The organism is Saccharibacillus sp. CPCC 101409 (genome assembly GCF_030518235.1).
Taxonomy (GTDB): domain Bacteria; phylum Bacillota; class Bacilli; order Paenibacillales; family Paenibacillaceae; genus Saccharibacillus.
In genome coordinates, this window is record NZ_JAULSA010000001.1 from 995876 (window position 1) to 1018216 (window position 22341).

A 22341-nucleotide genomic window follows, 5' to 3' on the forward strand; every position below is an offset into this window, starting at 1 on the left:
TAGAGTACCCGCCTGTAAGGGCGTTCGGACGAAACGGGAGGAACAGCCATTGTATTACGTAAACCGGGAACAGATCGAGAAAAGGCTGCTGTCGCTGCCGCAGACGATCGAGGCGCTGCGTCTGACGGCGGCCGAATGGGAAGGGTCGCTGCTGCAGGGGATGGCGCAGGAACGCGCGCTGCATCTGGCGCTCGAAGCGGTGACCGATATCGGGAGCTACCTGATCGACGGCTTTATTATGCGCGACGCGGGCAGCTACGAGGATATCGTCGGCATCATCCACGAAGAAACGGTGATCGACGACGGACTGCACGACGTACTGATCCGGCTGGTGCGCCTGCGCCGGCCGCTGGTACAGGATTATTACGAATGGGACCGGAACGCGCTGCATCCGATGACGATGGAGCTGCCGGCGGCGCTGGAACGGTTTGCGGACGGCGTGAACCGGTATCTGCTTCGCGAGCTCGGCTGAAACCGGCCGGGGTTTAAGGCGCAGGGTTGGAAACGGAGGAGGAAGCGGAGATATGGTCGATTCAACGGAAGAAGAAAAAAAGGAAAACAGAAAGCTTAAACCGGGGTTCGCTCCGGTGTATGCGGTCGAGCTGCTGTTTCGGGAAGAGCCGCAGCTGGACGCGGCGCGCATCCTGCAGGCGATTCATGCGCGAATCCGCAAGACCGCGATCAACACCGGACCGTTCCGGGAAACGGAGCGGATCGAGAACGAAGCGCTGCGGCGCAAAGAAACGACGGGCAGCGACGAGTTCGAGCTGGCGGCGGTGTTCTACCACGGCGATTATTCGGTAAACTTTACCGACGGGGAAGTGCCCGCGCAGACCCGGCTGTTCCGCCCGAGACTGCTGCGGCAGGACGTGAACTGGAACGGCGTGCTGGAGCAGAGCTGGAAGTGGGAAGGCGGAGCCGAGCGTCTGGGCGAGTACCGCTACGCGGTTACGCTGTGCGACTGGTATGCGGCTATGCTGCCGTTCGAGCGCCGGCTGGAGATGTTCCAGGCGGTGTTGGCAAGCGTGATCGAAACGATGGGCTGCGACGCGCTGTACTGGCAGCCGAGCGGACAGCTGATCGACGCCGGCAGTTTCCTGTCGTCGCATACCAGCGAGCCGCTGTACGGCGCGCTGAACGTGCGCGTGTACGATATGCAGTCGGCCGGAGGGCGCGAAGGCGAAGTGCTGGTCGACACGATCGGGCTGACGGCGCTCGGCATGGCGGATATTCAATGCCGGGTAGCGGGTTTGACGCCGGACCGGGTCATTCCGCTCATCTACGGCGCGGCCTATTATCTGTTCGGCAACGGCGGAGAGATCGACAACGGCGTGCTGCTCGGCGGAGCGGGGCTGAAATGGCGCTGCGAACGGCAGCGCTCGGCGCTCGCGCCGGAGCGGATCGTGATCGACCTGAATCCGGGTCGTCCGTTCTACGCGGGAACGCAGACCGAACAGCCGGTCGATCCGCAGGAGGCTGCGGAACGTCCCGAACAAAGCGAAGACGGTTCGGGCTGGCCGGACGACGGCTACGAGCCGGAGGAAGAACAGGACTACGGACCGGAGACCGGCTACAAGCTGCGCGACGAAGACGGCACGGAATTCCGTTCGGAACGCGAGTTCCGCCAGCGCGAACGCGAAGCGGCGCAGGAAGAACGTCTTCGCGGCACTTCGGACGAGTCTTCGCGTCCGTCCGATTCCGGCGAACCGGACGGATTCGAGCGCGAGTAGCCGCCGCTTGCGGCAAAAATCGTCTTGCGGCGTGCCTCCCGCTTCGTTTATGATAGAGATTGTGTTTAAAATCAACCCCGCTTCCGTGCCGGCGCGTCTTCGGACATCCGGCGCGGAAGCGGGAAAACGATATGAAGGAAGCGTGTATTCGTGCAGCAAGCTATTGCCATTATGGATTCGGGAGTCGGCGGTCTGACCGTGGCCAGAGAGGTTATGCGCCAGCTTCCGAGAGAACAGATCATTTATTTCGGAGATACGGCCCGGACGCCTTACGGACCCCGCGATCTCGAAGAGGTACGTGCGTTTACGGAGCAGATCGTCGATTATCTGATGCAGTTCAATCCCAAGATGATCGTGATCGCCTGCAACACGGCGACGGCCGCCGCGCTGGACATTATCTCGGCGAAGGTGGATATCCCCGTGGTCGGCGTGATTCATCCGGGTGCCCGCGCCGCGATCAGCAAAGCGCGGAGCGGGATTATCGGCGTGATCGGGACCAAAGGGACGGTGGACAGCGGGGCTTACGCCCAGGCGCTGAAGCAGATCTCGCCTTACGTCAACGTCGTCAGCCGCGCCTGTCCGCCGTTTGTTCCGCTGGTGGAGCAGGGGCATTTCAGCGGCCGGTCCACTTACGAGATCGTCAAAAGCGAGCTGATGCCGCTGCGCGCGCTGCCGCTCGACTGCCTGATCCTGGGCTGCACGCATTATCCGTTTCTCGCGGATACGATCCAGCGGGTCATGGGCCCGTCCGTCAGCCTGATCAGCTCGGCGGAAGAGACGGCCCGCGAAGTCAGCGCCATCTTGTACGAGAAAGGCCAGCTCGAAACCGGCGACGGCGTGCCCGAGCACCGCTTTTTGCACAGCGGGGAATCGGACATGTTCGAGAAGATCGCGCAGAAATGGCTGGCCGAATATATTGTCAGAGCGAAGGCGGTCTGGCAGGTCGCTTACGTCTGAAGCGCCTGCCCGCCGCCCGTTCCAACCATTATAAGCCGCGGAGCACTCCGCTGAGCGAGAGGAGATTGTCATGAAAGTCAAGATTACGCGCAACGCCGCGAAGAAACTGCTGGAAGAACTGAACAAGGAAGAAAACAAAGAGATGAAGCTGCGCGTGTTCGTTACGCATTCGCACGGCGACCATGCCCACTACGGCATGGACATCGACAAACAGAAGGACGGCGACCAACTCGTGTCGACGGACAAAGAAATCGACGTTCTGCTGGACGCGAGCGAGCCGATGCTCGACGGCATCAAGATCGATTATCTGTACAGCGCCCAGGAAGAAGGCTTCGTCATCACGAATCCGTCCCAGGGCAACCACGGCGACCACTAAGGCCGGCCGAAGAAGAAGGGAACAATCATGGCCAACGATATTCGCGTCTGCGATAAATGCAACCATATCCGAATGAAAACGATCGTGCCGAAGCTCCAGAAGATGGCGCCGGACGCCGAGATCAAAGTCGGCTGCAAGTCGTACTGCGGTCCCTGCGGCAAGCGGGCGTTCGTGTTCGTCAACGGGCGCTACGTCAGCGCTCCGACGGAAGCCGAAGTGCTGGAGAAGGTCGCGCCGTTTATCAAGAAATCGTAAAAAGCAAAAAGCCCCCGGAATCCGCTGAGCGGAGATCGGGGGCTTTCGTTTCGGTAGTATTAGCTGTGTGTTGTCCGGCGCATCCCGACAAACCGAATCGGATGCGCCGCGCGTTCGAAGTCCGCCGAGGCGCTTACTTCGAAGCGTCTTCATGCAGATCGGGAATCAGGTCGCGCTCGATCACGTCGTCCGAGATGGACAGCCGCAGCGACGCTTCTTCGTAGCCGGCGCGGGCGCGTTCCACGTCGACCGGCTGACCGGTCTTGAGATCGTAGCAGATCCCGTTCTCGAACAAACCGTCTTCGGAAGGCGAATAGAAGATTTCGCCGTCGGTGAACGCGCCGCTGCGCAGCACGACCAGGCGGCCTTCGTCTTGGCTGCGGTCCAGCAGATCGTTGCCCATCAGCATGTAATCGCCGGCCGGAATGCCGAGCAGCGGCAGCAGCGTCGGCTCGATATCGAGCTGTCCGCCCGGCTGGTCGTAGACGCCGGCTTGCGCGCCGTCCGGCAGATGGATCAGCAGCGGCACCTGGGCCATGATCTGCTCGTAATCGAACTCGCTCAGCGTGCGTCCGAGCAGCTTGCCCGCCGCTTCCGGCTCGTCGAGCGAGTAATCGTGGTCGCCGTAGAACACGAAGATCGTATCGTCCCACAGCCCGTCCGCTTTGAGCCGGTCCGTCATTTCGCCCAGCGCGGAATCGACGTAATGCACGGCCTGCAAATAATCGCCGAACGTCGTACCTTCGAATTCGCCGACATCCAGCTTGTCTTCTTCCGCCAGCGACAGATTGTACGGATGGTGGCTCGACAGCGTAATCAGGAACGAGTAGAACGGATTCTTCGTTTCTTCCATAAAGCCCACCGACTGCTTCAGGAACGAACGGTCGCCGACCGACCAGCCGAGCGGCTCGTCGATCTCGTAGTCTTTTTCCGTATAGAACCGGTCGTAGCCCATATTCTTGTACATGCGCGTCCGGTTCCAGAAACTTCCGTCGTAAGCGTGATACACATTCGGGCTGTAGCCGTGTTCCTTGAGCACAGACGGCATCGAATCGAACGTATTGTCCGCGTAGCGGATAAACACCGAGCCGGACGGCAGAGGGTGCAGCGAGATATTCGTGCCCAGATCGGCGTCGGACGTCCGTCCCTGCCCGGTCTGATGATAAAAATTGCTGAAATACAGACTTTCTTCCATCAGCTTGTCGAGATTTGGCGTGATCGAAGTCCCTTCGATTTCTTTGCCGACAAAAAAGTTCATAAACGCTTCGCCCTGCACGACGATCACGTTGCTGCCTTTATATTTGCCGAACAGCTCGCCGGAAGTCGACCGTCCCGCTCGGGTGTCGGCAAACCAGTTCTCGATCTCGCTCATCCGGTCCGCCGGCAGCGGTTCTCCCTTGGTCAGCTGCGTGCGGGCGAATTGATAGACGTCGAGCGCGTGGAAGCCGAGCAGGCCGGTGACGTTATACACGGAAACGTTCCACCAGTTGTTCTCCAGCAGATTCTTGGCCCAGGTTTGCGAAGCCTCGCGAATCGGGAAAAAAGCGGCCGAAAAGCCGATGGCCAGCGCCAGCAGACCGGCGGCAAAGCGGCGCAGCAGCCGAACGGTCCGGCTTCCGCGCTCCAGGCCGTTATAGCCGCCGAGCTGAGCTCCGCCGCCGATTACCGCCGCCCGGGCTCTGCGTTTGTGCCGGATACGCGACAGGCTCCAGATGCCGAGCGCCAGCAGCAGCGGCCAATCGGCGAACAGCCACAGATCGCTCCAGCGCAGCAGTTCGGCGATGCTGCCGCCGAGCGATTCCACCTGTCCGGCTTGAAGCAGCACCGGAACGGTAATAAAGTCGCCGAAGTAGCGGAAATAAACAAGATCGGCGAAGATCAGCGCGCTGAGCAGCATATCGAGCAGCGCCAGCGCCGGAATCCGGCCGCGCACCGGCAGCCAGAATATCCAGAACGTGAAGGCCAGCAAACAGCCCGCGGCGATCCGTTTGTCGGTCGTGTCCATCGGGATATAAAGCAGATGCAGATCGTGATGGAACAAGATCAGCTTGCCCAGCATCAGCGCGATGAAGACGATATGGGCGATCAAAGCTACAGCAAAGCCCGGCATACGGCCGGGCTGGGAGAAGAGGGTCGAAGTTTTATGCGGGAGACGCAAGTTCTCCACCTCCTTAACGACGCGGCGGCAGCGGGCCCAGGAACTGCAAATACTGGCACTCGATGCGTCCGTTGAACAGCTTGCGGCGCTTATCGGCGCGCTTGCCGAAATTCTGTTCGAAATTCTCGGTCGGCGTAATCGCGAAGAACGACCAGTCCGGCAGGTCCAGCGCCGCGCGTCCGAGCTGACGGATCATTTTCTCGACTTCGACTTCTTCGCTGAGACGTTCGCCGTAAGGCGGATTGGTGATGACGCAGCCGAATTTGCCTTCCGCTTTGAAACGGGCCACCGGCTGCACGGTAAAGTTGATTTCGCCGCCGAGCCCGGCTCTTTTGGCCGACGCTCTGGCGATCTCGATCGCTTCCGGTTCGATGTCGCTGCCGCCGATGTTCAGCGGAATGTCGTCGCGCACGGCGTCGAACGCTTCCTCGCGCGCCTGCGTCCAGAGCTCTTCCGGGATCAGGTCCCAGCGCTCGGACGGAAACGTACGGCGCAGGCCCGGCGCGATATTCCAGCCGATCAGCGCCGCTTCGATCGGCAGCGTGCCGGAGCCGCAGAACGGATCGTAGAACGGACGGTGCGGACCCCAGCGGCTGAGCAGGATCAGCGCGGCGGCCATCGTTTCCTTGAGCGGGGCTTCGACGGTCGTTTTGCGGTAACCGCGCTTGTGCAGCGACGGCCCCGTCGTATCGAGCGTGATCGTGGCAATGTCGTTCAGCAGCGATACTTCGAGCGTGAACAGCGGACCGTCTTCGTCGAACCATTCGGTGCCGTACGATTCTTTCATTTTCTCGACGACGGCTTTCTTGACGATCGACTGGCAGGCCGGCACGCTGGACAGCTGCGATTTGTGCGAGCGCCCGTTGACCGGGAATTCGCCGTACTCGGGGATATAATCGGCCCAGTCGATCGCTTTGACGCCCTGGAACAGCTCTTCGAACGTAACGGCCGGAAATTCGTCCATCTTGATCAGGACGCGGTCGGCCGTGCGCAGCCAGAGGTTCGTGCGGCAAATATCGGCGGGCGTTCCGGTGAACGTCACCCGGCCGTTCTCGGTGCGGGCGTCGGCGTAGCCGAGGTCTTTGAGTTCGCGCGCGACGACCGCTTCGATGCCCATCGGGCAGGTGGCGATCAGGGTTAATGCGGGCTGGTTGGCTTGTTGGGACATGGTTCATTCAACTCCGTTTGGATCGATCTCGAAACCCTCTGCGGGCGGATCGTAATATTCGGGATGGACTTGTGCAATTTCGGCGAAAACCCTACAATCGGGAGATGGGCGTCCGCAGGCTTGAAAAAGGCCGCGAGCCCGGACGGCGCACCGTGAAATCGTGGATTTAAAGGTACTTTTACGCGCTCAATCTAGTATAGGGGAACAGCCTCTTACTTACAATGCCGAAAGAAAGATGGAGAGTGAACAATATGACGCACCGCGAAGGCGCTCAGACGCCCGAAGAATATATGGAAGCTCTGGCCGCAGAAGACGAGCTGCTGCTTCGGATCAAGGAACGGATTCGCGACAGCGGCATGCCGGAAGTATCGGTAGCGGCCGGTTATGGCAAGCTGCTGACGCTGCTCGTCTCGCTCTCGGGCGCCCGGCGCATCCTGGAGATCGGAGCGCTCGGCGGTTACAGCGGCGTGTGCATGGCGAGAGGAATGGGCGCGGAAGGTTCGCTGACTTCGCTCGAACTCCAGCCGGAATACGCGGAGCTGGCGGGACGGCATCTGGAGGAAGCCGGCTTCGGCGGACGGACGCGGTATCTGGTCGGGCCGGCGCTCGAAGGACTGGCGAAGCTCAAGGAAGAGGGCGAGACGTTCGACTTCTTTTTTATCGACGCGGACAAAGGCAATTATCTGAACTACCTCGATCTGTCGATCGAGCTGGCGGAGCCGGGCGCGGTGATCGTGGCCGACAATCTGCTGTTGAGAGGACGTACGCTGAACCGTGACAAAAACGGACCGTCGGTGCTGGCCGTGCGCGAATTCAACCGGCGGATGGCGGAAGACGAACGGCTGGAAGGCACGCTGCTGCCCGCCTACGACGGACTGGCTGTGGCAATGGTGAAGAAAGCGTGAACGTTGAATGAGAAATTGCCCGCAGCGGTTTTCAAACCTCCGCTTGGGGTGGATAATTATAAGAAGGCCTTTATTCGCGCAGGGGATTTCGGAAAGAATAACCGGGCGGGTAAAATCTGTCTGAAAAGGCGGCCCGCCGACTTGTGACAAACGTTTCAAAGGCGCATAATGAAGAGTGATTGTATTTTGAGGGATTGCACAATCCGGTATTGGAGGACCCAACCGACATGACTTATAACGATCGTTTTATCCGCGCCTGTTACGGCCGGGAAGTGGATCGTCTGCCCGTATGGTATATGAGGCAGGCCGGCAGATACGATCCCGAATACCGCAAGATCAAAGAAAATTATTCGCTGCTCGAAATCTGCCGTCAGCCCGAGCTGGCCGCCGAAGTCACGCTGATGCCGGTGCGCAAACTGGGCGTGGACGCCGCGATCCTGTACTCGGACATCATGAATCCGGTCGCGTCGATCGGCATCGACTTCGACATCGTCAAAGACATCGGGCCGGTGATCGACAATCCGATCCGCAGCGCGGCCGATGTGGAGCGTCTGCGCCCGATCGACGTGGAGGGCGATCTCGGCCATGTGCTGGAAACGATCCGCATCCTGGACCGCGAGCTGGACGTGCCGCTGATTACGTTTGCCGGGGCTCCGTTTACGATCGCCAGCTACCTGATCGAAGGCCGGCCGTCGAAAAATTATATCCGCACCAAAACGATGATGTACAGCGAGCCGAAGATCTGGTTCGCGCTGATGGATAAACTGGGCGATATGGTGATCGCTTATCTTCGCGCGCACGTATTAAACGGAGGAAAAGCGTTCCAGCTGTTCGACAGCTGGGTCGGCGCGCTGTCGCCGGAAGACTTCTCCCGCTACGTGCTGCCGACGATCCGGCGGATCTTCGACGAACTGTCGGCCATGCCGGAGCTTGCCGATGTGCCGAAGATCTACTTCCCGGGCGTGAGCTCGGGCGAGCTGCTGCCGACGCTGCGCGGACTCAAAGCCGACGTGATCGGGCTGGACTGGAGAGTCTCGATCGCCGAAGGGCGCAGACGTCTGGGAGCGGGCTACGCGGTGCAGGGCAATCTGGACCCGTTCGTTCTGACCGCGCCGCAGGAGCTGATCCATCAGCGCGCGGCGAAGATTATCGACGAAGGCGCCGCCGAGCCGGGCTTTATTTTCAATCTCGGCCACGGGCTGTTTCCGGAAGCGTCGCTGGAGAAGCTGCGCGAGCTGACGGGGTACGTGCACGAGTATTCGGAGCAGGCGCTGGCCGGAGTCAAAGCGCGAGGCTAGTACTTTGACCGCATTCAATTTAAGGTTTTCGATGGACGTAACCTAACCTCTTAAGCGGTCAAGGTACCGAAGCCCCCGCGCTTGGCGGAATTCGTGAATGCGCCTATTGCCCATAGAAGAAAGTTCCATTAACAGTATCCATTTCGGAGAGGGGACACGAAGATGAAGAAGAAGATCGGCGTGCTCGTGATGTCGTACGGAACGCCCAAAAGCCTGGACGACGTCGAAGCTTACTATACGCATATCCGCCGGGGCAGCGCGCCTTCGCCGGAGCAGCTCAAAGAACTGAAAGACCGCTACGAAGCGATCGTGGGCGGCGTTTTTCCGCTGCGCGAAAACACGGACCGCCAGGTGGAGAAGATGCAGGAAGAACTGAACAAGTCCGGTGTGGAAGACGCGGAATTCGTATGCTATCAGGGGCTCAAGCACGCCGCGCCGTTTATCGAAGACGGCGTGCGGCAGATGGCCGCGGACGGTATTACGGAAGCGATCGGCATCGTGCTGGCGCCGCATTACTCCACGATGAGTATCGGCAGCTACGTTAAACGGGCGCAGGCGACGGCGGACGAAGCCGGCGTGAAGATAGCGTTTATCGAAAGCTACCATCTACATCCGAAGCTGATCGAAGCGTTCGCGAACCGCGTGGTTGCGAAGCTGGACGAATTCGAAGACGCGGGCGCCGACCGCGGCAGCGTCAAAGTGCTGTTCAGCGCGCACAGCCTGCCGGAACGGATTCTGGCGATGGGCGATCCGTACCGCGACCAGCTGCTCGAAACGTCGGAAGCGGTGGCCGAGAAAGCGGGCGTCGACAACTGGCAGTTTACCTGGCAGAGCGCGGGCCGTACCTCGGAGCCGTGGCTGGGACCGGACGTGCTCGATACGATGAAGGAACTTTCGCAGCAGGACGTCCGCTATATGCTCGTCTCGCCGCTCGGCTTCGTATCGGACCATCTGGAAGTGCTGTACGATCTCGATATCGAAGCGCAGCAGGTGGCCGAGGAGCTGGACGTAAGAGTGATGCGGATCGACTCGCTCAACACGGAGCCGCTGTATATGCAGACCCTGGCCGACTGCGTCGTGACCGAATGGAAAAAAGGGGCGCTGGTGCATGGGTGAGCAGCGCAGGGTCGTCGTCATCGGCGGCGGCCTGACCGGACTCAGCGCGGCATTCTACACAAGAAAATTTTTACGCGAAGCCGGCTTCGAGCCGGTCGTGACCGTGCTGGAGCGCAGCGGAAGCTGGGGCGGCAAGATCGAAACGCTGCACAAAGACGGCTTCGTGATCGAAAAAGGCCCGGACTCGTTCCTGGCGCGCAAAACGGCGATGACGGATCTGGCCAAAGAACTTGAGCTCGACCACGATCTCGTCTCGACCAACCCGAATGCGAAGAAAACGTATCTGCTGCACAAAGGCAAGCTGCACGAAATGCCCGCGGGCCTGGTCCTGGGCATCCCGACGCAGATTCGGCCGTTCCTGTCCAGCAAACTGGTCTCGCCGGCCGGCAAGATCCGCGCGCTGATGGATTACGTGCTTCCGCCCAAGCGCGGCGGCGAAGACGAATCGCTGGGACACTTTATCGAGCGCAGACTGGGATCGGAAGTGCTGGAGAACGTGACCGAGCCGCTGCTGGCCGGGATCTACGCCGGCGAGACGCGGCACCTGAGCCTTCAGTCCACATTTCCGCAGTTCGGCGCGGTCGAACGCGAATACGGCAGCCTGATCCGGGGCATGATGACCGGACGCAAGCCGGCCGAAACGCATACCGGCACGAAGAAAAGCGCGTTCCTGACGTTCCGCCAGGGGCTGCAAAGCCTGGTGCACGCGCTGGTGAACGAGCTGGGCGGCGCGGTCGATCTGCGCTCCGGCACGGGCGCGTCTTCGATCGTCAAAGAACCGCAGGGCGGCTATACGATCGAGCTGGAAGACGGGACGATGCTGGGCGCGGATTCGGTGATCGTGACCGTGCCGACGTTTGCGGCCTCCAAGCTGCTGTCGCCGCATGTGGACACGGCCGCGCTCGACGAGATCGATTATGTGTCGGTCGCGAACGTGGTGCTGGCTTTTGATAAAAAAGATATCAAAACCGCCTTCGACGGCTCGGGCTTCCTTGTGCCGCGGAAAGAAGGCCGCACCATTACGGCCTGCACCTGGACGTCGGCCAAATGGCTGCACACCAGCGCCGACGACAAAGTGCTGATGAGATGCTACGTCGGCCGCGCCGGCGAGCAGGAAGCGCTCAAGCAAGATGACGCCGGGCTGGTCGAGCTGGTGCGCAAAGACATTCTCGACTTGATGGGCATCGGCGCGCAGCCGCTGTTCACCGAAGTCACGCGGCTGAATCATTCGATGCCGCAGTATCCGGTCGGCCATGTGCAGCATATCGCCGGCCTGCGCGCGGAACTTTCCGTCAAGCTGCCCGGCGTGTACATCGCCGGAGCCGGCTACGACGGCGTGGGCCTGCCGGACTGCATCCGCCAGGCGAAGGAAATCTCCGCCGAGCTGGCGGCGGCCGCGCAGGCGGTACCGGCGGCTGTGCCGGTGTAAAAGCGAAGCGCGGCATCGCTGTAAGGGCGAAGCGGGGAATCGGGTCAGGCCGGAAGCTCCGGCAGAAGGAATCAAAATCGGGCAGAAGGAATCGAAAAAGCATCCGCGCCTGCGGATTGCGCAGCGGATGATAAAGACAACGCCTGAAAGCGGGACGGGACGGCTGAAGCCGTACTTGTCCCGCTTTTGTTTGTGTCGGGGCGGGGATGTCGGCGGCTGGATGAGATATGAGATATGAGATATGAGATATGAGATATGAGATATGAGATATGAAATATGAAATATGGGATATGGGATATGTGCATACGGTATGTACGGTTTACGGACAAAGCGGTCTGCCAGTTGGAAATAACTGCCGAGCTGCATCTATTTTTGCCGAAATCGCTGTTTTTTAATAAATAAGCGCATCAGTACATCTAATTGTCTGGATCATGTTCATTTTGGCTTGGAACGGCGAAATTAGTTGTACCTGCGCACCTATTTGCAATAAAAGCGGCGGATTGGCGGAAATAGATGTACGCATGCACTTAATCTGAGCGCCGGGAAGGATTCGCGGTATGGAGGGGGACGGATATACCGGCTTCCTATCGGGGCGGCTATTCTACTAATGCCGGATAACCTGCTATAATGAGAAAAGGTTTTGACGAAATCAAGCCCGAAGCGCCCGGAAACCGCCGCGCTTCGAAACAGGAAAGCCGGGCCGAATTCGCCGACGGGCGGAAACGGCAGAGTCGAGCGCGAAGCAATCATTAAGCGCAAAGAACCAAAAGAATCAAAAGAATCAAAAGAATCAAAAGAACGAAAAAATAAGTAAGTAAATGGTCGAGCAGCTTCTCTTGCTCAACGATAGAATCGCCGAGCAAACCGATTCACTCCTCTATATGTAGAGTTTGACCATGAATTTACCCGAAGGAGAACCCGAACTTGAATTATACCCCGCGTTCCGGCAGCCGCAGCGAACGGGCCAAGACGGCCAAACGGCGCAAGCGCAGCAGGCTGCTGACGATCAATCTGACGCTGCTGGCCTTGATTCTCGCAGGAGCGGCGATGCTGTATCGCCGCGAGCAAACGGCGCAGGAGAACCGCGCCGAAGCCGCCGCGCTGACCGCGGCGGCGGAGACGGAGGCCGCTGCGCAGGCCTCTGGGCAGTCCCCGGCGGACGAGACTTCGCCGTCCGCCCCGGCAGGGCCGTCCGCCGCTGCGCAGGCGGACGAAGAGCAGCCCGCCGCCGAGGCTTCGGCGGGCGAGGAAGGGCCGTCCGGCGCTGCGCAGCCGGACGGGCAGTCCCCGGCCGCAGGCGAGGCCGGGGCCGCGCCCGAAGGCGGCGGAGCCGCGGATTCCGCCGAAGCGAATCCGCCTCAGTCCGCCGCCGGCGCTGTCGGCGCGGCCGCTCCGGCGGCTGCGGGCAGCGCCGCCGAGCAAGAGCCGTCCGGCGCTGCGCAGCCGGACGGGCAGTCCCCGGCCGAAGAAGAGGCCGGGAACGCGCCCGAAGGCGGCGAAGCCGCGGATTCCGCCGAGGCGAATCCGAGTTCGTCGGAAGCGGCCGCGGGCGATCCGCTCAAATCGTCCGCTCCCGCAAGCAGCGGCAAAGCGGCGGACAACTCGGCCGCTCCCGCAGCCGGCGGCAAATCAGCGGACTCGTCCGCCGTCGTCCGCATGAACTTTGCCGGAGACGTGATCTTCTCCGGCAAAGTCCAGTCGCTGCTGGAGCAGAAAGGCTACGATTATCCGTACGCCTATGTGAAGGAACGGTTTAAAACCGACGATTTGACGGTTATTAACCTTGAAACGCCCGTTACCGCTTTGAACACGACGGGCGCGAACAAGTCGTTCGTCTTCAAGTCGCCGCCGGCCGCGCTCGGCCCGCTCAAGAACGCGGGGATCGACGTGGTCAATCTGGCGAACAACCATACGCTGGACCAGGGCGCGGACGCCCTGCTCGACACGATCGCCAATCTGGACAAGAACGGCCTCGGCCATGTTGGCGCGGGCAAAGACGCGGACGCGGCTTACGCGCCCGTTTACGTCGAACGCCAAGGCGTCCGCATCGCGGTGGTCGGCGTCAGCCGGGTGCTGCCGGAGACGAGCTGGGCGGCCGGGCCGAACCATCCCGGCGCGGCCAGCGCTTACGATCCGGCCGCGGCGGCCCGCGCCGTGAAGGCGGCCAAAGAAAACGCCGACGTCGTAGTGGCCGTCGTCCACTGGGGCAAAGAGCGGGTCGATACGCCCGACGCCAACCAGACGACGCTTGCGCATACGATGATCGACGCGGGAGCGGATTTGATTATCGGCGGCCATGCCCATGTGCTGCAAGGATTCGAGCAGTACAAAGGCAAGTGGATCGCTTACGGCACCGGGAACTTTATTTTTACCCGCTCGGCCACGGCGAAGACGTGGGAAACCGGCGTATTCCAGGCCGAATGCACCAAGAGCGGCGACTGCTCGCTGACGCTCTCGCCTTACTGGGCCGAGCTGGGACAGCCGGTGCCGATGGAAGCCGCGGACGCGCAAAAGCTGCTTAAACGGATCGAAAGCCTGTCGCCGGGCGTGAAGATCGGCAGCGACGGCAGGGTGAGTGCGGCGAACTGAGGAGAGATACCATGCTGAACAATCCCTGCGTGGCGCACCGGGGCTTCTCCGGGGCCGCGCCCGAGAATACGCTGGCCGCGATCCGGCTGGCGATGAAGATCGAGGAAGTGAGCTGGATCGAGATTGACGTCCAGCTTACGCGCGACGGCGTGCCGGTGGTTATTCACGACTTCGTGCTCAACCGTACGACGAACGGCCGGGGTCCGGTGCGCGAACGCACGCTGGACGAGCTGCGGTCGATGGACGCCGGGCGCTGGAAATCTTTTCTGTACGCAAACGAACGCATTCCGACGCTCGACGAAGTGCTGACCGAAGTAAAAGGACGGCTGAACGTCAATATCGAGCTCAAAACGAGCGAAACGGGCTATGCCGGTCTTGCCGGCGCGGTCGTCTCGCTTGTGCGCAAACACAGCATGCAAAGCGACGTCTGTCTGACTTCGTTTGTTCCCGGCGCGCTGCTCGAAGCCCGCGAAGCGGACCCTTCGATCCGGCGCGGATTGATTATCGACGCGCTGCCGGCGGATCTGGCGCGGCGGCTGGACGACTGCGGCTGCACGCTGCTGTCGATCGGCTACGCGCGCGTGAACGCGGGCTTCGTGCGTTCGACGATCGAACGCGGGATCGATATCATGGTATGGACGGTGGACGGGACGCGCCGGATGCGAGAACTCGCGTCCATGCATCCGAAGCTCATGCTCTGCACGAACCGTCCCGACCGCTGGCTGCTCGCCAGAAGGCTGCCGGAGATCGGCGAGCGCGCCCGCTGGCGGCGCTGGATCGGTTTTTAGCGAAGACGTTTCGTGTGCTTGATCCCTTTTTCGCACAAAGAAGATTTAGACTTACTCAACGCGTATGCTTAGGCGAGGCCAACTCTGATATAAAGGTGGTTGTTTACCGATGATGGCTGTAACGAACGTGTACTGTGTAGGACGCAATTACAAAAAGCACGCCGAAGAGCTGGGCAACGACGTTCCGCAAGAACCGATGATCTTCCTCAAGCCTTCGCACGCGGTCTGCGCGCTGGACGGCGGAACGGTGGAACTGCCGAAGAGCAGCGGCGAGATCCACTACGAAACCGAACTCGTGCTGCGCATCGGCCGCGCGTATACGCCGGGCGTAACCGTGGACGAGATCGTGGCTTCGGTGGCGCTCGGCATCGACTTTACGCTGCGCGACGTGCAGTCGGAGATCAAAGCCAAAGGCCATCCGTGGACGGCGGCCAAAGGCTTCAAGAACTCTGCCCCGCTGACCGAAGAAAGCAAATTTCCCGGTATCGAAGCGCTCAAAGACGTCTGGTTCTCGATGACCAAGAACGGCGAAACCGTGCAGCGCGGCAATATCGGCAGTATGATCTTCGACCTGCAAACGCTGATCGACCATATCGGGGAGCGCTACGGCCTGGACGAAGGCGACCTGATCTATACGGGCACGCCGGAAGGCGTGGGCCCGACCGTATCCGGCGATGTGCTGGAGCTGTTTTGGAACGATGAAAAAAGAGGCGGCTGCACCGTCGGGTAGAGCGCGTCTTCAAACGCCGAAAGCAGCGAAAAACGCACTTCGGCGAGTGTGAAGACGCGCTCGGGACGGAAGCCGCTTCCGGACGGGGAGGCGTGTCATCAAGTGGATTGGATCATCGGAGCGATCGGCGCCTGCCTCGTGGCGGGAGCCGCTTACGCCAAACGGTCGCTGTCGGGCTCGGGCGCGATCGCGGCGATTGTGATGGGCACGATTTATTACGGAGCCGGCGATTTGTTCTGGTTCGGACTGCTGCTGCTCTTTTTTGTGACGTCGAGCGTACTGTCCAGGGTCAAGCAGGCGGAGAAAAGACAAGCCGAGCAGATGTATGAAAAAAGCGGCCGCCGCGACGCGATGCAGGTGTTCGCCAACGGCGGAATCGGCATGGCGCTGTGTCTGTGCAATTACTGGCTGCCTTCGCCCGTGTGGTTCGGCTTGTTCGTTGGCGTAATGGCGACGGTTACGGCCGATACGTGGGCGACCGAGTGGGGCAGCCTGAGCCGCAAACCGCCGCGCTCCGTCGTGACGTGGAAGCCGCTGCCCGCGGGCACGTCCGGCGGGGTATCGCTGCGCGGCACGGCCGCTTCGGCCGTCGGCGCGGGCATGATCGGCGCGGCCGCGGCCGTGCTGCTGGGTTGGACGGGGACCGGGCCGGATATTCCGCTCTGGCAGTGGATTCCGGCCGGCCTGGTCGGGGGCACGCTCGGCGCGCTGACGGATTCGTATCTGGGCGCGACGGTGCAGGTGATGTACCGCTGCCCGTCGTGCGGCAAACTCGTCGAGACCCGGCAGCACTGCGGAACGCCGACCGTGCGCGAACGCGGGCTGTCTGTTATGAACAACGATGCCGTGAACCTCATGTCTTCCGTGTGCGGCGGAGCGCTTGCGCTCGGCATGCTGACGCTGGCGGGGAGGTGGTTCGGATGAGCGCCGCGCAGAGCGAGAAGTACGAGGCGATCCTGGATGCGGCTTTCGAGATTTTCGGCAAAAAAGGGTTTTACGACACCAAAATTTCCGAGATCACCGAACATGCGGGCATTGCCAAAGGGACCATGTATTTGTATTTTAAAAGCAAGGAAGAATTGTTCGCGGCCGTAACCGAGCGGGATTGGGAACAGTTTATGGGCGATCTGCTGTTCCGGCTCAAAGGCGCGGACGGTCTGTCCGACCAACTGGAGCGGATCGCTTCGCATCACCTCGAATATTATTACGAACGCAAAGCGCATACCAAACTGTTTTTCCGCACGCCCAACAACGATCCCCAGCTGATGACGATCATGCAGCGGTTTCTGGAACGTTATATGCAGACGGTGCTGGATGTGCTGAAAGATAGCGGCCTGCCGGACGCCGACTTTTATGCCAAAGCGTATATCGGCATGCTGGATCGCTTGAAGATGGATATTTTATTCGAAAACGGGCTGACGCGCAAAGCGCTGGAGCACCGGGTGACGCTGACCGTCCGGCTGTTTATGCACGGCTGCGAACCGGAGATGAACGGCTGAACGATAACGTCCGGACCTTTCGCGGCTTGCGGAGGTCCGGTTTTGATAAAGGGGAGTTGTGCGGCGATGAATATCATGACCGTTGAACAAATATCGAAAAGCTACGGGGAAAAAGTGCTGTTCGACCGCGCGTCGTTCGGCATGGAAGACCAGGACAAGATCGGCGTGGTCGGCGTGAACGGGACCGGCAAATCGACGTTCCTGAAAGTGATCGCGGGTATCGAGAAGCCGGACGAAGGCCAGGTGGTCAAAGGAAACGGGATTCGCATCCGCTATCTGGCGCAGAATCCGGACTTCGATCCCGAGCTGAACGTGCTGGAGCAGGTGCTCCAGGGCGAAGGCGAAGAACTGCGCGCGGTGCGGCTGTATACGGAAGCCGCCGCGCGGCTGGAAGATCGGCCCGATTCGGCGGAACTTCAGCAGGAACTGCTCAAAGCCGGGCAGGAGCTGGATCGCCTGGGCGCCTGGAGCATCGAAAGCGAAGCGAAAAGCGTGCTGTCCAAGCTGGGTATCGACCGTTTCGAAGCGAAAATGGGCACGCTGTCCGGCGGGCAGCGCAAACGGGTGGCGCTTGCGGCCGCATTGGTCCAGCCGTCCGAGCTGCTGATCCTGGACGAGCCTACCAACCATATCGACTCCGAATCGGTGGCCTGGCTGGAAACGTATCTCAAAAAGCGGCGCGGCGCACTGCTCATGGTCACGCACGATCGCTACTTCCTCGACCGGGTCGCCGACGTGATGCTGGAGCTGGATTACGGCAAACTGCACCGGTATACGGCAAACTATTCGCGCTTCCTCGAACTCAAAGCGGAACGCGAAGACCGCGAAGCGGCGTCCGAAGACAAGCGGCAGAACCTGCTGCGCAAAGAGCTGGCCTGGATTCGGCGCGGCGCCAAAGCCCGTTCGACCAAGCAGAAAGCGCGGATCGAGCGTTTCGAACAGCTGCAGGGCGACAAGCCGCAGCAAAAAGCGGACAATCTCGAAATAGCGGCGCTGTCGTCGCGGCTCGGCCGCAAGATTATGGAGTTCGACGCCGTCAGCAAATCGCTGGGCGGACGCCTGCTGATCGACAAGCTGACGTATATGGCCGTGCCGGGCGACCGGATCGGCATCGTCGGACCGAACGGCCGGGGCAAGTCCACGCTGCTGAACCTGATCGCCGGCGACTTGACGCCGGACAGCGGCATGATCGATTCCGGCAGCACCGTGAAAGTCGGGTATTTCCGCCAGGAACCGGCCGAGATGGACGAGTCCATGCGGGCGATCGATTACATCAAAGAAGCCGCGGAAACGGTCAAAACGGACGAAGGCACGATCACCGCTTCGCAGATGCTGGAGCGCTTCCTGTTCACCCCGACCGCCCAGTGGACCCCGATCGGCAAGCTGTCCGGCGGCGAACGCCGACGCCTGTATCTGCTGCGAATCCTGATCGCCGCGCCGAACGTCCTGCTGCTCGACGAACCGACCAACGACCTGGACATCCAGACGCTGACCGTGCTGGAAGATTATCTGGACGATTTCCCCGGCGTTGTCGTTACCGTGTCCCACGACCGGTATTTCCTCGACCGGGTGTGCGAGAAGCTGTTTGCGTTCGAAGGCGGCGGCAGAATTGCGATCCACGCCGGGAACTACAGCGAGTATATGGAGCGTACCGGCGGACTGGGGTTGAAAGAAGAGTCTTCGACTTCCCGGAATCTGAGCAGCCCGGGCGGCGGCGATTCGGCTAATACGGGATCTTCCGCGCCCGCAGCCAACGGGCCGGATGCTTCCGGCGCGGCTCAAGCTTCGGGCAAGAAGCCCAAGTTCACCTACAAAGAGCAGCGCGAGTTCGAAACGATCGACGCCTCGATCGAAGAAGCCGAACAGAAACTGACCGACCTCGCCGCCGAAATGGAACGCTCCTCCAGCGATTCCGCCAAGCTCCAGGAACTAATGCAGAACCAGCAGGCGGCCGAAGCGAAACTGGAAGAGCTGATGGAACGCTGGACCTACCTGAACGAGCTTGCGGAGCAGATCGAGCAGGCGAAGGGGTAAGAAATTTTAGGAATAGGATTTAGATTTTGAAAAACAGAAGGCCTTGAGATGGAATATCATCTTGAGGCCTTTTTTATATAAGATCCCGGATTCTCTAAATTTCCATTTGATGATAAAATGGGGAGGTAAGTGAGTGAATTCGGGAATACCACGAGATGGGATGTATTTGGGAAGTTCGAGGATAGGTGAGTGTAGGAGGGATTTACGAAGTTCAGGAATAAGACGTTATCTGTAACTCCTGAAGGACAGGAAAGAATAAATTTGAATAAACGAAATCAGCAGGGCCGGGAAGAAGACTCGAAGAAGAAGAGGCCACGGCACTGAAAACACAGAGGAAAAGCATGCCAGATGAACGATCAAGGATGAAGAGGCAGAGGCATTTGAAAGACAGGGGAAGGGCATACCGGGATGAAGATTCAAAGAAGCAGACACCACGGCACTTGAAATCATTTAGACAGAGGATTCGAAGAAGTCAGGAGCACCAGATAACATCATATTCACGCTGCGGACATACGTCCTTGATCCGGCATTTGCCGGATACTCAGCATACGCTGAGTCGTGAATACAGTGAACGTTATAAGAACATGAAATTCGACGGAAGAACAAGGATAGGGAAAGAACGAAGAGAACGGGAAGTGGATTCACGCGAATCTTGGATTAGAAGTTTAGAAGCGCCAAAGCGTGTACGTTTCCATCCGGAAACTGATCCATCGAGAAGGAATGCGGATTGACTGAGAGAAGAAGGTGCGCTTCCATCCGGAAGCAGACTGGATTGGAGTTTGTGGGAGAAGGCAGAGAAGCCCGTCGATTTCACGACATATAACAAAATATTCACGCGGCGAGCCATACGGCTCTGGGTCTGGCAGTCGCCAGACACTCGACATCCGTCGAGTCGTGAATACGGTAACGTTATATGCAACCTGCAAGGCAGATAAAGATTGGAGAAAGATTAGTTGACAAGACGCCGAGTTCCCGATCGGCGTTTTTGGTTTAGGGTTAAAACATTGAATACATAAGAGCAAAGGGAATTTTTCAAGAATGTAGAGCGATTAAGGGATCAGATTTGACACAAGAAGCACAAGGTCGCTTCGGATCGATCGAACATTTCAAAAAAAGAAAGGGAAAGAAGTTTTAAACAAAAGACATTGGAAAAGCGTGTGAGAAAAGCTAAAAAAAACATTGTGGAAAGATAGGAAGAAAGCATAGAATTAAATAAGGAAAAGATCGAATAAGATTAAGAGAATTTGGAAGGTCACAGGCAGCATATAACATAATATTCACGCTGCGGACATTCGTCCTTGACCCGGCATACACCGGACACTCGACATGCGTCGAGTCGTGAATACAGGAACGTTAGGCGAAATCATTATAAGGAGGAACAGTCAAAGAATGAATATTAGAGGAATCATTCTTGAAGGTTACTCAAATTCAGGAAAAACATCATTACTGAGAGCCATAAAACAATATCAAGCACAAGATGAAACCTCAGAATCAAGTGTGGTTATATTTGGAGAACACTACTCTCAAATATTGAATAACGTCCATGGGAAGTTATTCCGATTATCTCAAGAACAACATATAGACTTATTGAGAAGCCGAGTTGATATGATCAAGCAATTAAATGATTGGGCAAATTTTTTAGGTCCAGGTAGAAGGAAATCTAGAGGCCTCTTTTTTGTATTAGAAAGATTTCATTTAAATCATCGCGTTGCATTTTCTGAATCGAATGCTATTGAAATTACAGAATTAGAAAAACAATTATATGAACTTGGAGCTAAATGTATGATGCTCACGATTTCAAACGATAAAGTAGAAGAACGAATAAAGAGTAGAAATTCAGAGGACTGGCTCAATAAATCTAAGGAGTACATTGAACAAGCGTGTAAAGATTTAATTGAAACTCAAAACAATCTTAGAATACAAGCAGCAAAGTCAGTAATACCAACCAAGGAAATTAACACAGATCATAAGAATTGGAATGAGTATGCAAGATTAATCATGGAAGACCATGACTTCGCCTAACATAATATTTACGCTGCGGGCATACGCCCTTGGTCTGGCATTTGCCAGACACCCGACATGTGTCGGGTCGTAAATACAGGAACGTTATAAGAACATGAAATTCGACGGAAGAACAAGGATAGGGAAAGAACGAATAGAACGGGAAGTGGATTCACGCGAATCTTGGATTAGAAGTTTAGAAGCGCCAAAGCGTGTACGTTTCCATCCGGAAACTGATCCATCGAGAAGGAATGCGGATTGACTGAGAGAAGAAGGTGCGCTTCCATCCGGAAGCAGACTGGATTGGAGTTTGTGGGAGAAGGCAGAGAAGCCCGTCGATTTCACGACATATAACAAAATATTCACGCGGCGAGCCATACGGCTCTGGGTCTGGCAGTCGCCAGACACTCGACATCCGTCGAGTCGTGAATACGGTAACGTTAGCAGAAAGATCACAGAAAATTATAAGGAGCATTGAATATGCCACTAGATTTGAAAAATTACTTAGTCATCGGAATTTCATCTAGAGCCTTATTTGATTTGACTTATGAGAACGAAATATATAGCTCGCAAGGATTAGAAGCTTATTCTAAATATCAGTTAGAAAATGAAGAAGTGATTCTAAAACCAGGAATTGGATTTGGTTTAATTAAAGCTATATTGACACTTAATGAAGTAATTAAAGGAAAACGAAAAACAGAGGTTATTGTAATGTCTAGAAATAATGCAGATACGAGTTTAAGAATTTTTAATTCTGCAGAACATTATGGGCTAGATATCTCACGTGCTGCTTTAACAAGTGGAAGATCAATTGTCCCTTATCTCGAAGCCTTTAAGGTAGACTTGTTTCTTTCTGCAGATGAAGAAGATGTTCAAAATGCCATTAATGCTGGTGTTGCTTCAGGTTTGATTTATAAAAGTGAAACTGAATATAATCACGAAATGATTCAAGAAATTAGAATTGCATTTGATGGAGATGCTGTACTTTTTTCTGAAGAATCTGAAATGATATATAGAGAAAAAGGCTTAGAGGCATTTTTAGAACACGAAAAGATGAATGCAGAAAAACCATTGCCTGAAGGACCTTTTGCAAAGCTTTTAAAGACATTATCGTATTTACAAGCTGAGTTTGGTGCAGAACATAATCCTATTAGAACTGCATTAGTGACAGCTCGTAATAGTCCAGCTCATAAAAGAGTTATTTTAACATTAAGAAACTGGGGTGTTAGAATCGACGAAGCTTTCTGGGTCTAGAATAAAAAGTGGACACGGAGTTAAGGGACACCGGATAATATGGAACAAAGAAAG

The 22341-nt window shown here is 57.7% G+C and carries 19 protein-coding genes; 17 read left to right on the top strand and 2 right to left on the bottom strand.

What is annotated here, in order from left to right:
- The first annotated feature begins 49 nt into the window (after nt 1-49).
- The 5 genes from QWJ34_RS04195 to QWJ34_RS04215 all read left to right on the top strand — a co-directional run bounded on the left by QWJ34_RS04195 (nt 50) and on the right by QWJ34_RS04215 (nt 3318).
- A complete protein-coding gene (locus tag QWJ34_RS04195) occupies nt 50-472 on the top strand; it encodes a DUF86 domain-containing protein (protein ID WP_302725783.1) in 423 nt (140 codons plus the stop codon).
- Nucleotides 473-524: 52 nt separating this feature from the next.
- Nucleotides 525-1730 (top strand): DUF4261 domain-containing protein, encoded by a 1206-nt coding sequence (locus tag QWJ34_RS04200; protein ID WP_302725784.1) that lies wholly within the window; start codon nt 525-527, stop codon nt 1728-1730.
- Between the two features lie 150 nt (nt 1731-1880).
- Nucleotides 1881-2687 carry a glutamate racemase gene (racE, locus tag QWJ34_RS04205; RefSeq protein ID WP_302725785.1) on the top strand — a complete coding sequence of 269 codons (807 nt, stop codon included), beginning with the start codon at nt 1881-1883 and terminating at the stop codon, nt 2685-2687.
- A gap of 70 nt (nt 2688-2757) precedes the next feature.
- Nucleotides 2758-3063: an iron-sulfur cluster biosynthesis family protein gene (locus tag QWJ34_RS04210; RefSeq protein ID WP_302725786.1), complete on the top strand. Its 306-nt coding sequence runs from the start codon at nt 2758-2760 to the stop codon at nt 3061-3063.
- Between the two features lie 27 nt (nt 3064-3090).
- Nucleotides 3091-3318, top strand: a complete 228-nt coding sequence (locus QWJ34_RS04215; protein WP_302725787.1) for a YuzB family protein — start codon at nt 3091-3093, stop codon at nt 3316-3318.
- A 133-nt stretch (nt 3319-3451) separates the two neighbouring features.
- On the opposite strand, the gene QWJ34_RS04220 is transcribed toward QWJ34_RS04215, so the two are convergent.
- Complete coding sequence (locus QWJ34_RS04220) at nt 3452-5476, bottom strand: LTA synthase family protein (RefSeq protein ID WP_302725788.1); 2025 nt, start codon at nt 5474-5476, stop codon at nt 3452-3454.
- 13 nt (nt 5477-5489) lie between these two features.
- A complete protein-coding gene (locus QWJ34_RS04225) occupies nt 5490-6644 on the bottom strand; it encodes a THUMP domain-containing class I SAM-dependent RNA methyltransferase (RefSeq protein ID WP_302725789.1) in 1155 nt (384 codons plus the stop codon).
- A gap of 251 nt (nt 6645-6895) precedes the next feature.
- Here QWJ34_RS04225 and QWJ34_RS04230 point away from each other — a divergent pair, with 251 nt between their 5' ends.
- The 12 genes from QWJ34_RS04230 to QWJ34_RS04285 all read left to right on the top strand — a co-directional run bounded on the left by QWJ34_RS04230 (nt 6896) and on the right by QWJ34_RS04285 (nt 22287).
- The gene (locus QWJ34_RS04230; RefSeq protein WP_302725790.1) at nt 6896-7549 is read left to right on the top strand and encodes an O-methyltransferase; all 654 of its coding nucleotides are present in this window, start codon (nt 6896-6898) and stop codon (nt 7547-7549) included.
- Between the two features lie 227 nt (nt 7550-7776).
- Complete coding sequence (hemE, locus tag QWJ34_RS04235; RefSeq protein ID WP_302725791.1) at nt 7777-8847, top strand: uroporphyrinogen decarboxylase; 1071 nt, start codon at nt 7777-7779, stop codon at nt 8845-8847.
- A gap of 162 nt (nt 8848-9009) precedes the next feature.
- Entirely contained in the window at nt 9010-9963 is a 954-nt protein-coding gene (hemH, locus tag QWJ34_RS04240; protein WP_302725792.1) for a ferrochelatase, read from the top strand.
- Nucleotides 9956-11392 carry a protoporphyrinogen oxidase gene (gene hemG / locus QWJ34_RS04245; protein WP_302725793.1) on the top strand — a complete coding sequence of 479 codons (1437 nt, stop codon included), beginning with the start codon at nt 9956-9958 and terminating at the stop codon, nt 11390-11392. The genes hemH and hemG overlap by 8 nt, the downstream gene beginning before the upstream one ends.
- A 924-nt stretch (nt 11393-12316) precedes the next feature.
- Complete coding sequence (locus QWJ34_RS04250) at nt 12317-13981, top strand: CapA family protein (RefSeq protein WP_302725794.1); 1665 nt, start codon at nt 12317-12319, stop codon at nt 13979-13981.
- Between the two features lie 11 nt (nt 13982-13992).
- Complete coding sequence (locus QWJ34_RS04255) at nt 13993-14769, top strand: glycerophosphodiester phosphodiesterase (RefSeq protein ID WP_302725795.1); 777 nt, start codon at nt 13993-13995, stop codon at nt 14767-14769.
- 109 nt (nt 14770-14878) lie between these two features.
- Nucleotides 14879-15499, top strand: coding sequence for a fumarylacetoacetate hydrolase family protein (locus QWJ34_RS04260; protein WP_302725796.1), 621 nt, complete (start codon nt 14879-14881; stop codon nt 15497-15499).
- A 102-nt stretch (nt 15500-15601) separates the two neighbouring features.
- On the top strand, nt 15602-16423 hold the full coding sequence (locus tag QWJ34_RS04265; protein ID WP_302725797.1) for a DUF92 domain-containing protein: 822 nt from the start codon (nt 15602-15604) through the stop codon (nt 16421-16423).
- On the top strand, nt 16420-16998 hold the full coding sequence (locus tag QWJ34_RS04270; RefSeq protein WP_302725798.1) for a TetR/AcrR family transcriptional regulator: 579 nt from the start codon (nt 16420-16422) through the stop codon (nt 16996-16998). Before QWJ34_RS04265 ends, QWJ34_RS04270 begins: the two co-directional genes overlap by 4 nt.
- A 66-nt stretch (nt 16999-17064) precedes the next feature.
- On the top strand, nt 17065-19032 hold the full coding sequence (locus QWJ34_RS04275; RefSeq protein ID WP_302725799.1) for an ABC-F family ATP-binding cassette domain-containing protein: 1968 nt from the start codon (nt 17065-17067) through the stop codon (nt 19030-19032).
- Between the two features lie 1389 nt (nt 19033-20421).
- Complete coding sequence (locus QWJ34_RS04280) at nt 20422-21054, top strand: hypothetical protein (RefSeq protein ID WP_302725800.1); 633 nt, start codon at nt 20422-20424, stop codon at nt 21052-21054.
- A gap of 459 nt (nt 21055-21513) precedes the next feature.
- Complete coding sequence (locus QWJ34_RS04285) at nt 21514-22287, top strand: 5'-nucleotidase (protein WP_302725801.1); 774 nt, start codon at nt 21514-21516, stop codon at nt 22285-22287.
- Nucleotides 22288-22341 lie beyond the last annotated feature (54 nt).

Bases quoted from the DNA above. Each gene is read 5' to 3' on its own strand.
- hemE (WP_302725791.1), top strand. From the start codon at position 7,777: ATGACTTATAACGATCGTTTTATCCGCGCCTGTTACGGCCGGGAAGTG.
- QWJ34_RS04280 (WP_302725800.1), top strand. From the start codon at position 20,422: ATGAATATTAGAGGAATCATTCTTGAAGGTTACTCAAATTCAGGAAAA.
- hemH (WP_302725792.1), top strand. From the start codon at position 9,010: ATGAAGAAGAAGATCGGCGTGCTCGTGATGTCGTACGGAACGCCCAAA.
- QWJ34_RS04270 (WP_302725798.1), top strand. From the start codon at position 16,420: ATGAGCGCCGCGCAGAGCGAGAAGTACGAGGCGATCCTGGATGCGGCT.
- QWJ34_RS04225 (WP_302725789.1), bottom strand. From the start codon at position 6,644: ATGTCCCAACAAGCCAACCAGCCCGCATTAACCCTGATCGCCACCTGC.
- QWJ34_RS04215 (WP_302725787.1), top strand. From the start codon at position 3,091: ATGGCCAACGATATTCGCGTCTGCGATAAATGCAACCATATCCGAATG.
- QWJ34_RS04230 (WP_302725790.1), top strand. From the start codon at position 6,896: ATGACGCACCGCGAAGGCGCTCAGACGCCCGAAGAATATATGGAAGCT.
- QWJ34_RS04260 (WP_302725796.1), top strand. From the start codon at position 14,879: ATGATGGCTGTAACGAACGTGTACTGTGTAGGACGCAATTACAAAAAG.
- QWJ34_RS04210 (WP_302725786.1), top strand. From the start codon at position 2,758: ATGAAAGTCAAGATTACGCGCAACGCCGCGAAGAAACTGCTGGAAGAA.
- QWJ34_RS04200 (WP_302725784.1), top strand. From the start codon at position 525: ATGGTCGATTCAACGGAAGAAGAAAAAAAGGAAAACAGAAAGCTTAAA.
- QWJ34_RS04275 (WP_302725799.1), top strand. From the start codon at position 17,065: ATGAATATCATGACCGTTGAACAAATATCGAAAAGCTACGGGGAAAAA.
- QWJ34_RS04285 (WP_302725801.1), top strand. From the start codon at position 21,514: ATGCCACTAGATTTGAAAAATTACTTAGTCATCGGAATTTCATCTAGA.
- hemG (WP_302725793.1), top strand. From the start codon at position 9,956: ATGGGTGAGCAGCGCAGGGTCGTCGTCATCGGCGGCGGCCTGACCGGA.
- QWJ34_RS04255 (WP_302725795.1), top strand. From the start codon at position 13,993: ATGCTGAACAATCCCTGCGTGGCGCACCGGGGCTTCTCCGGGGCCGCG.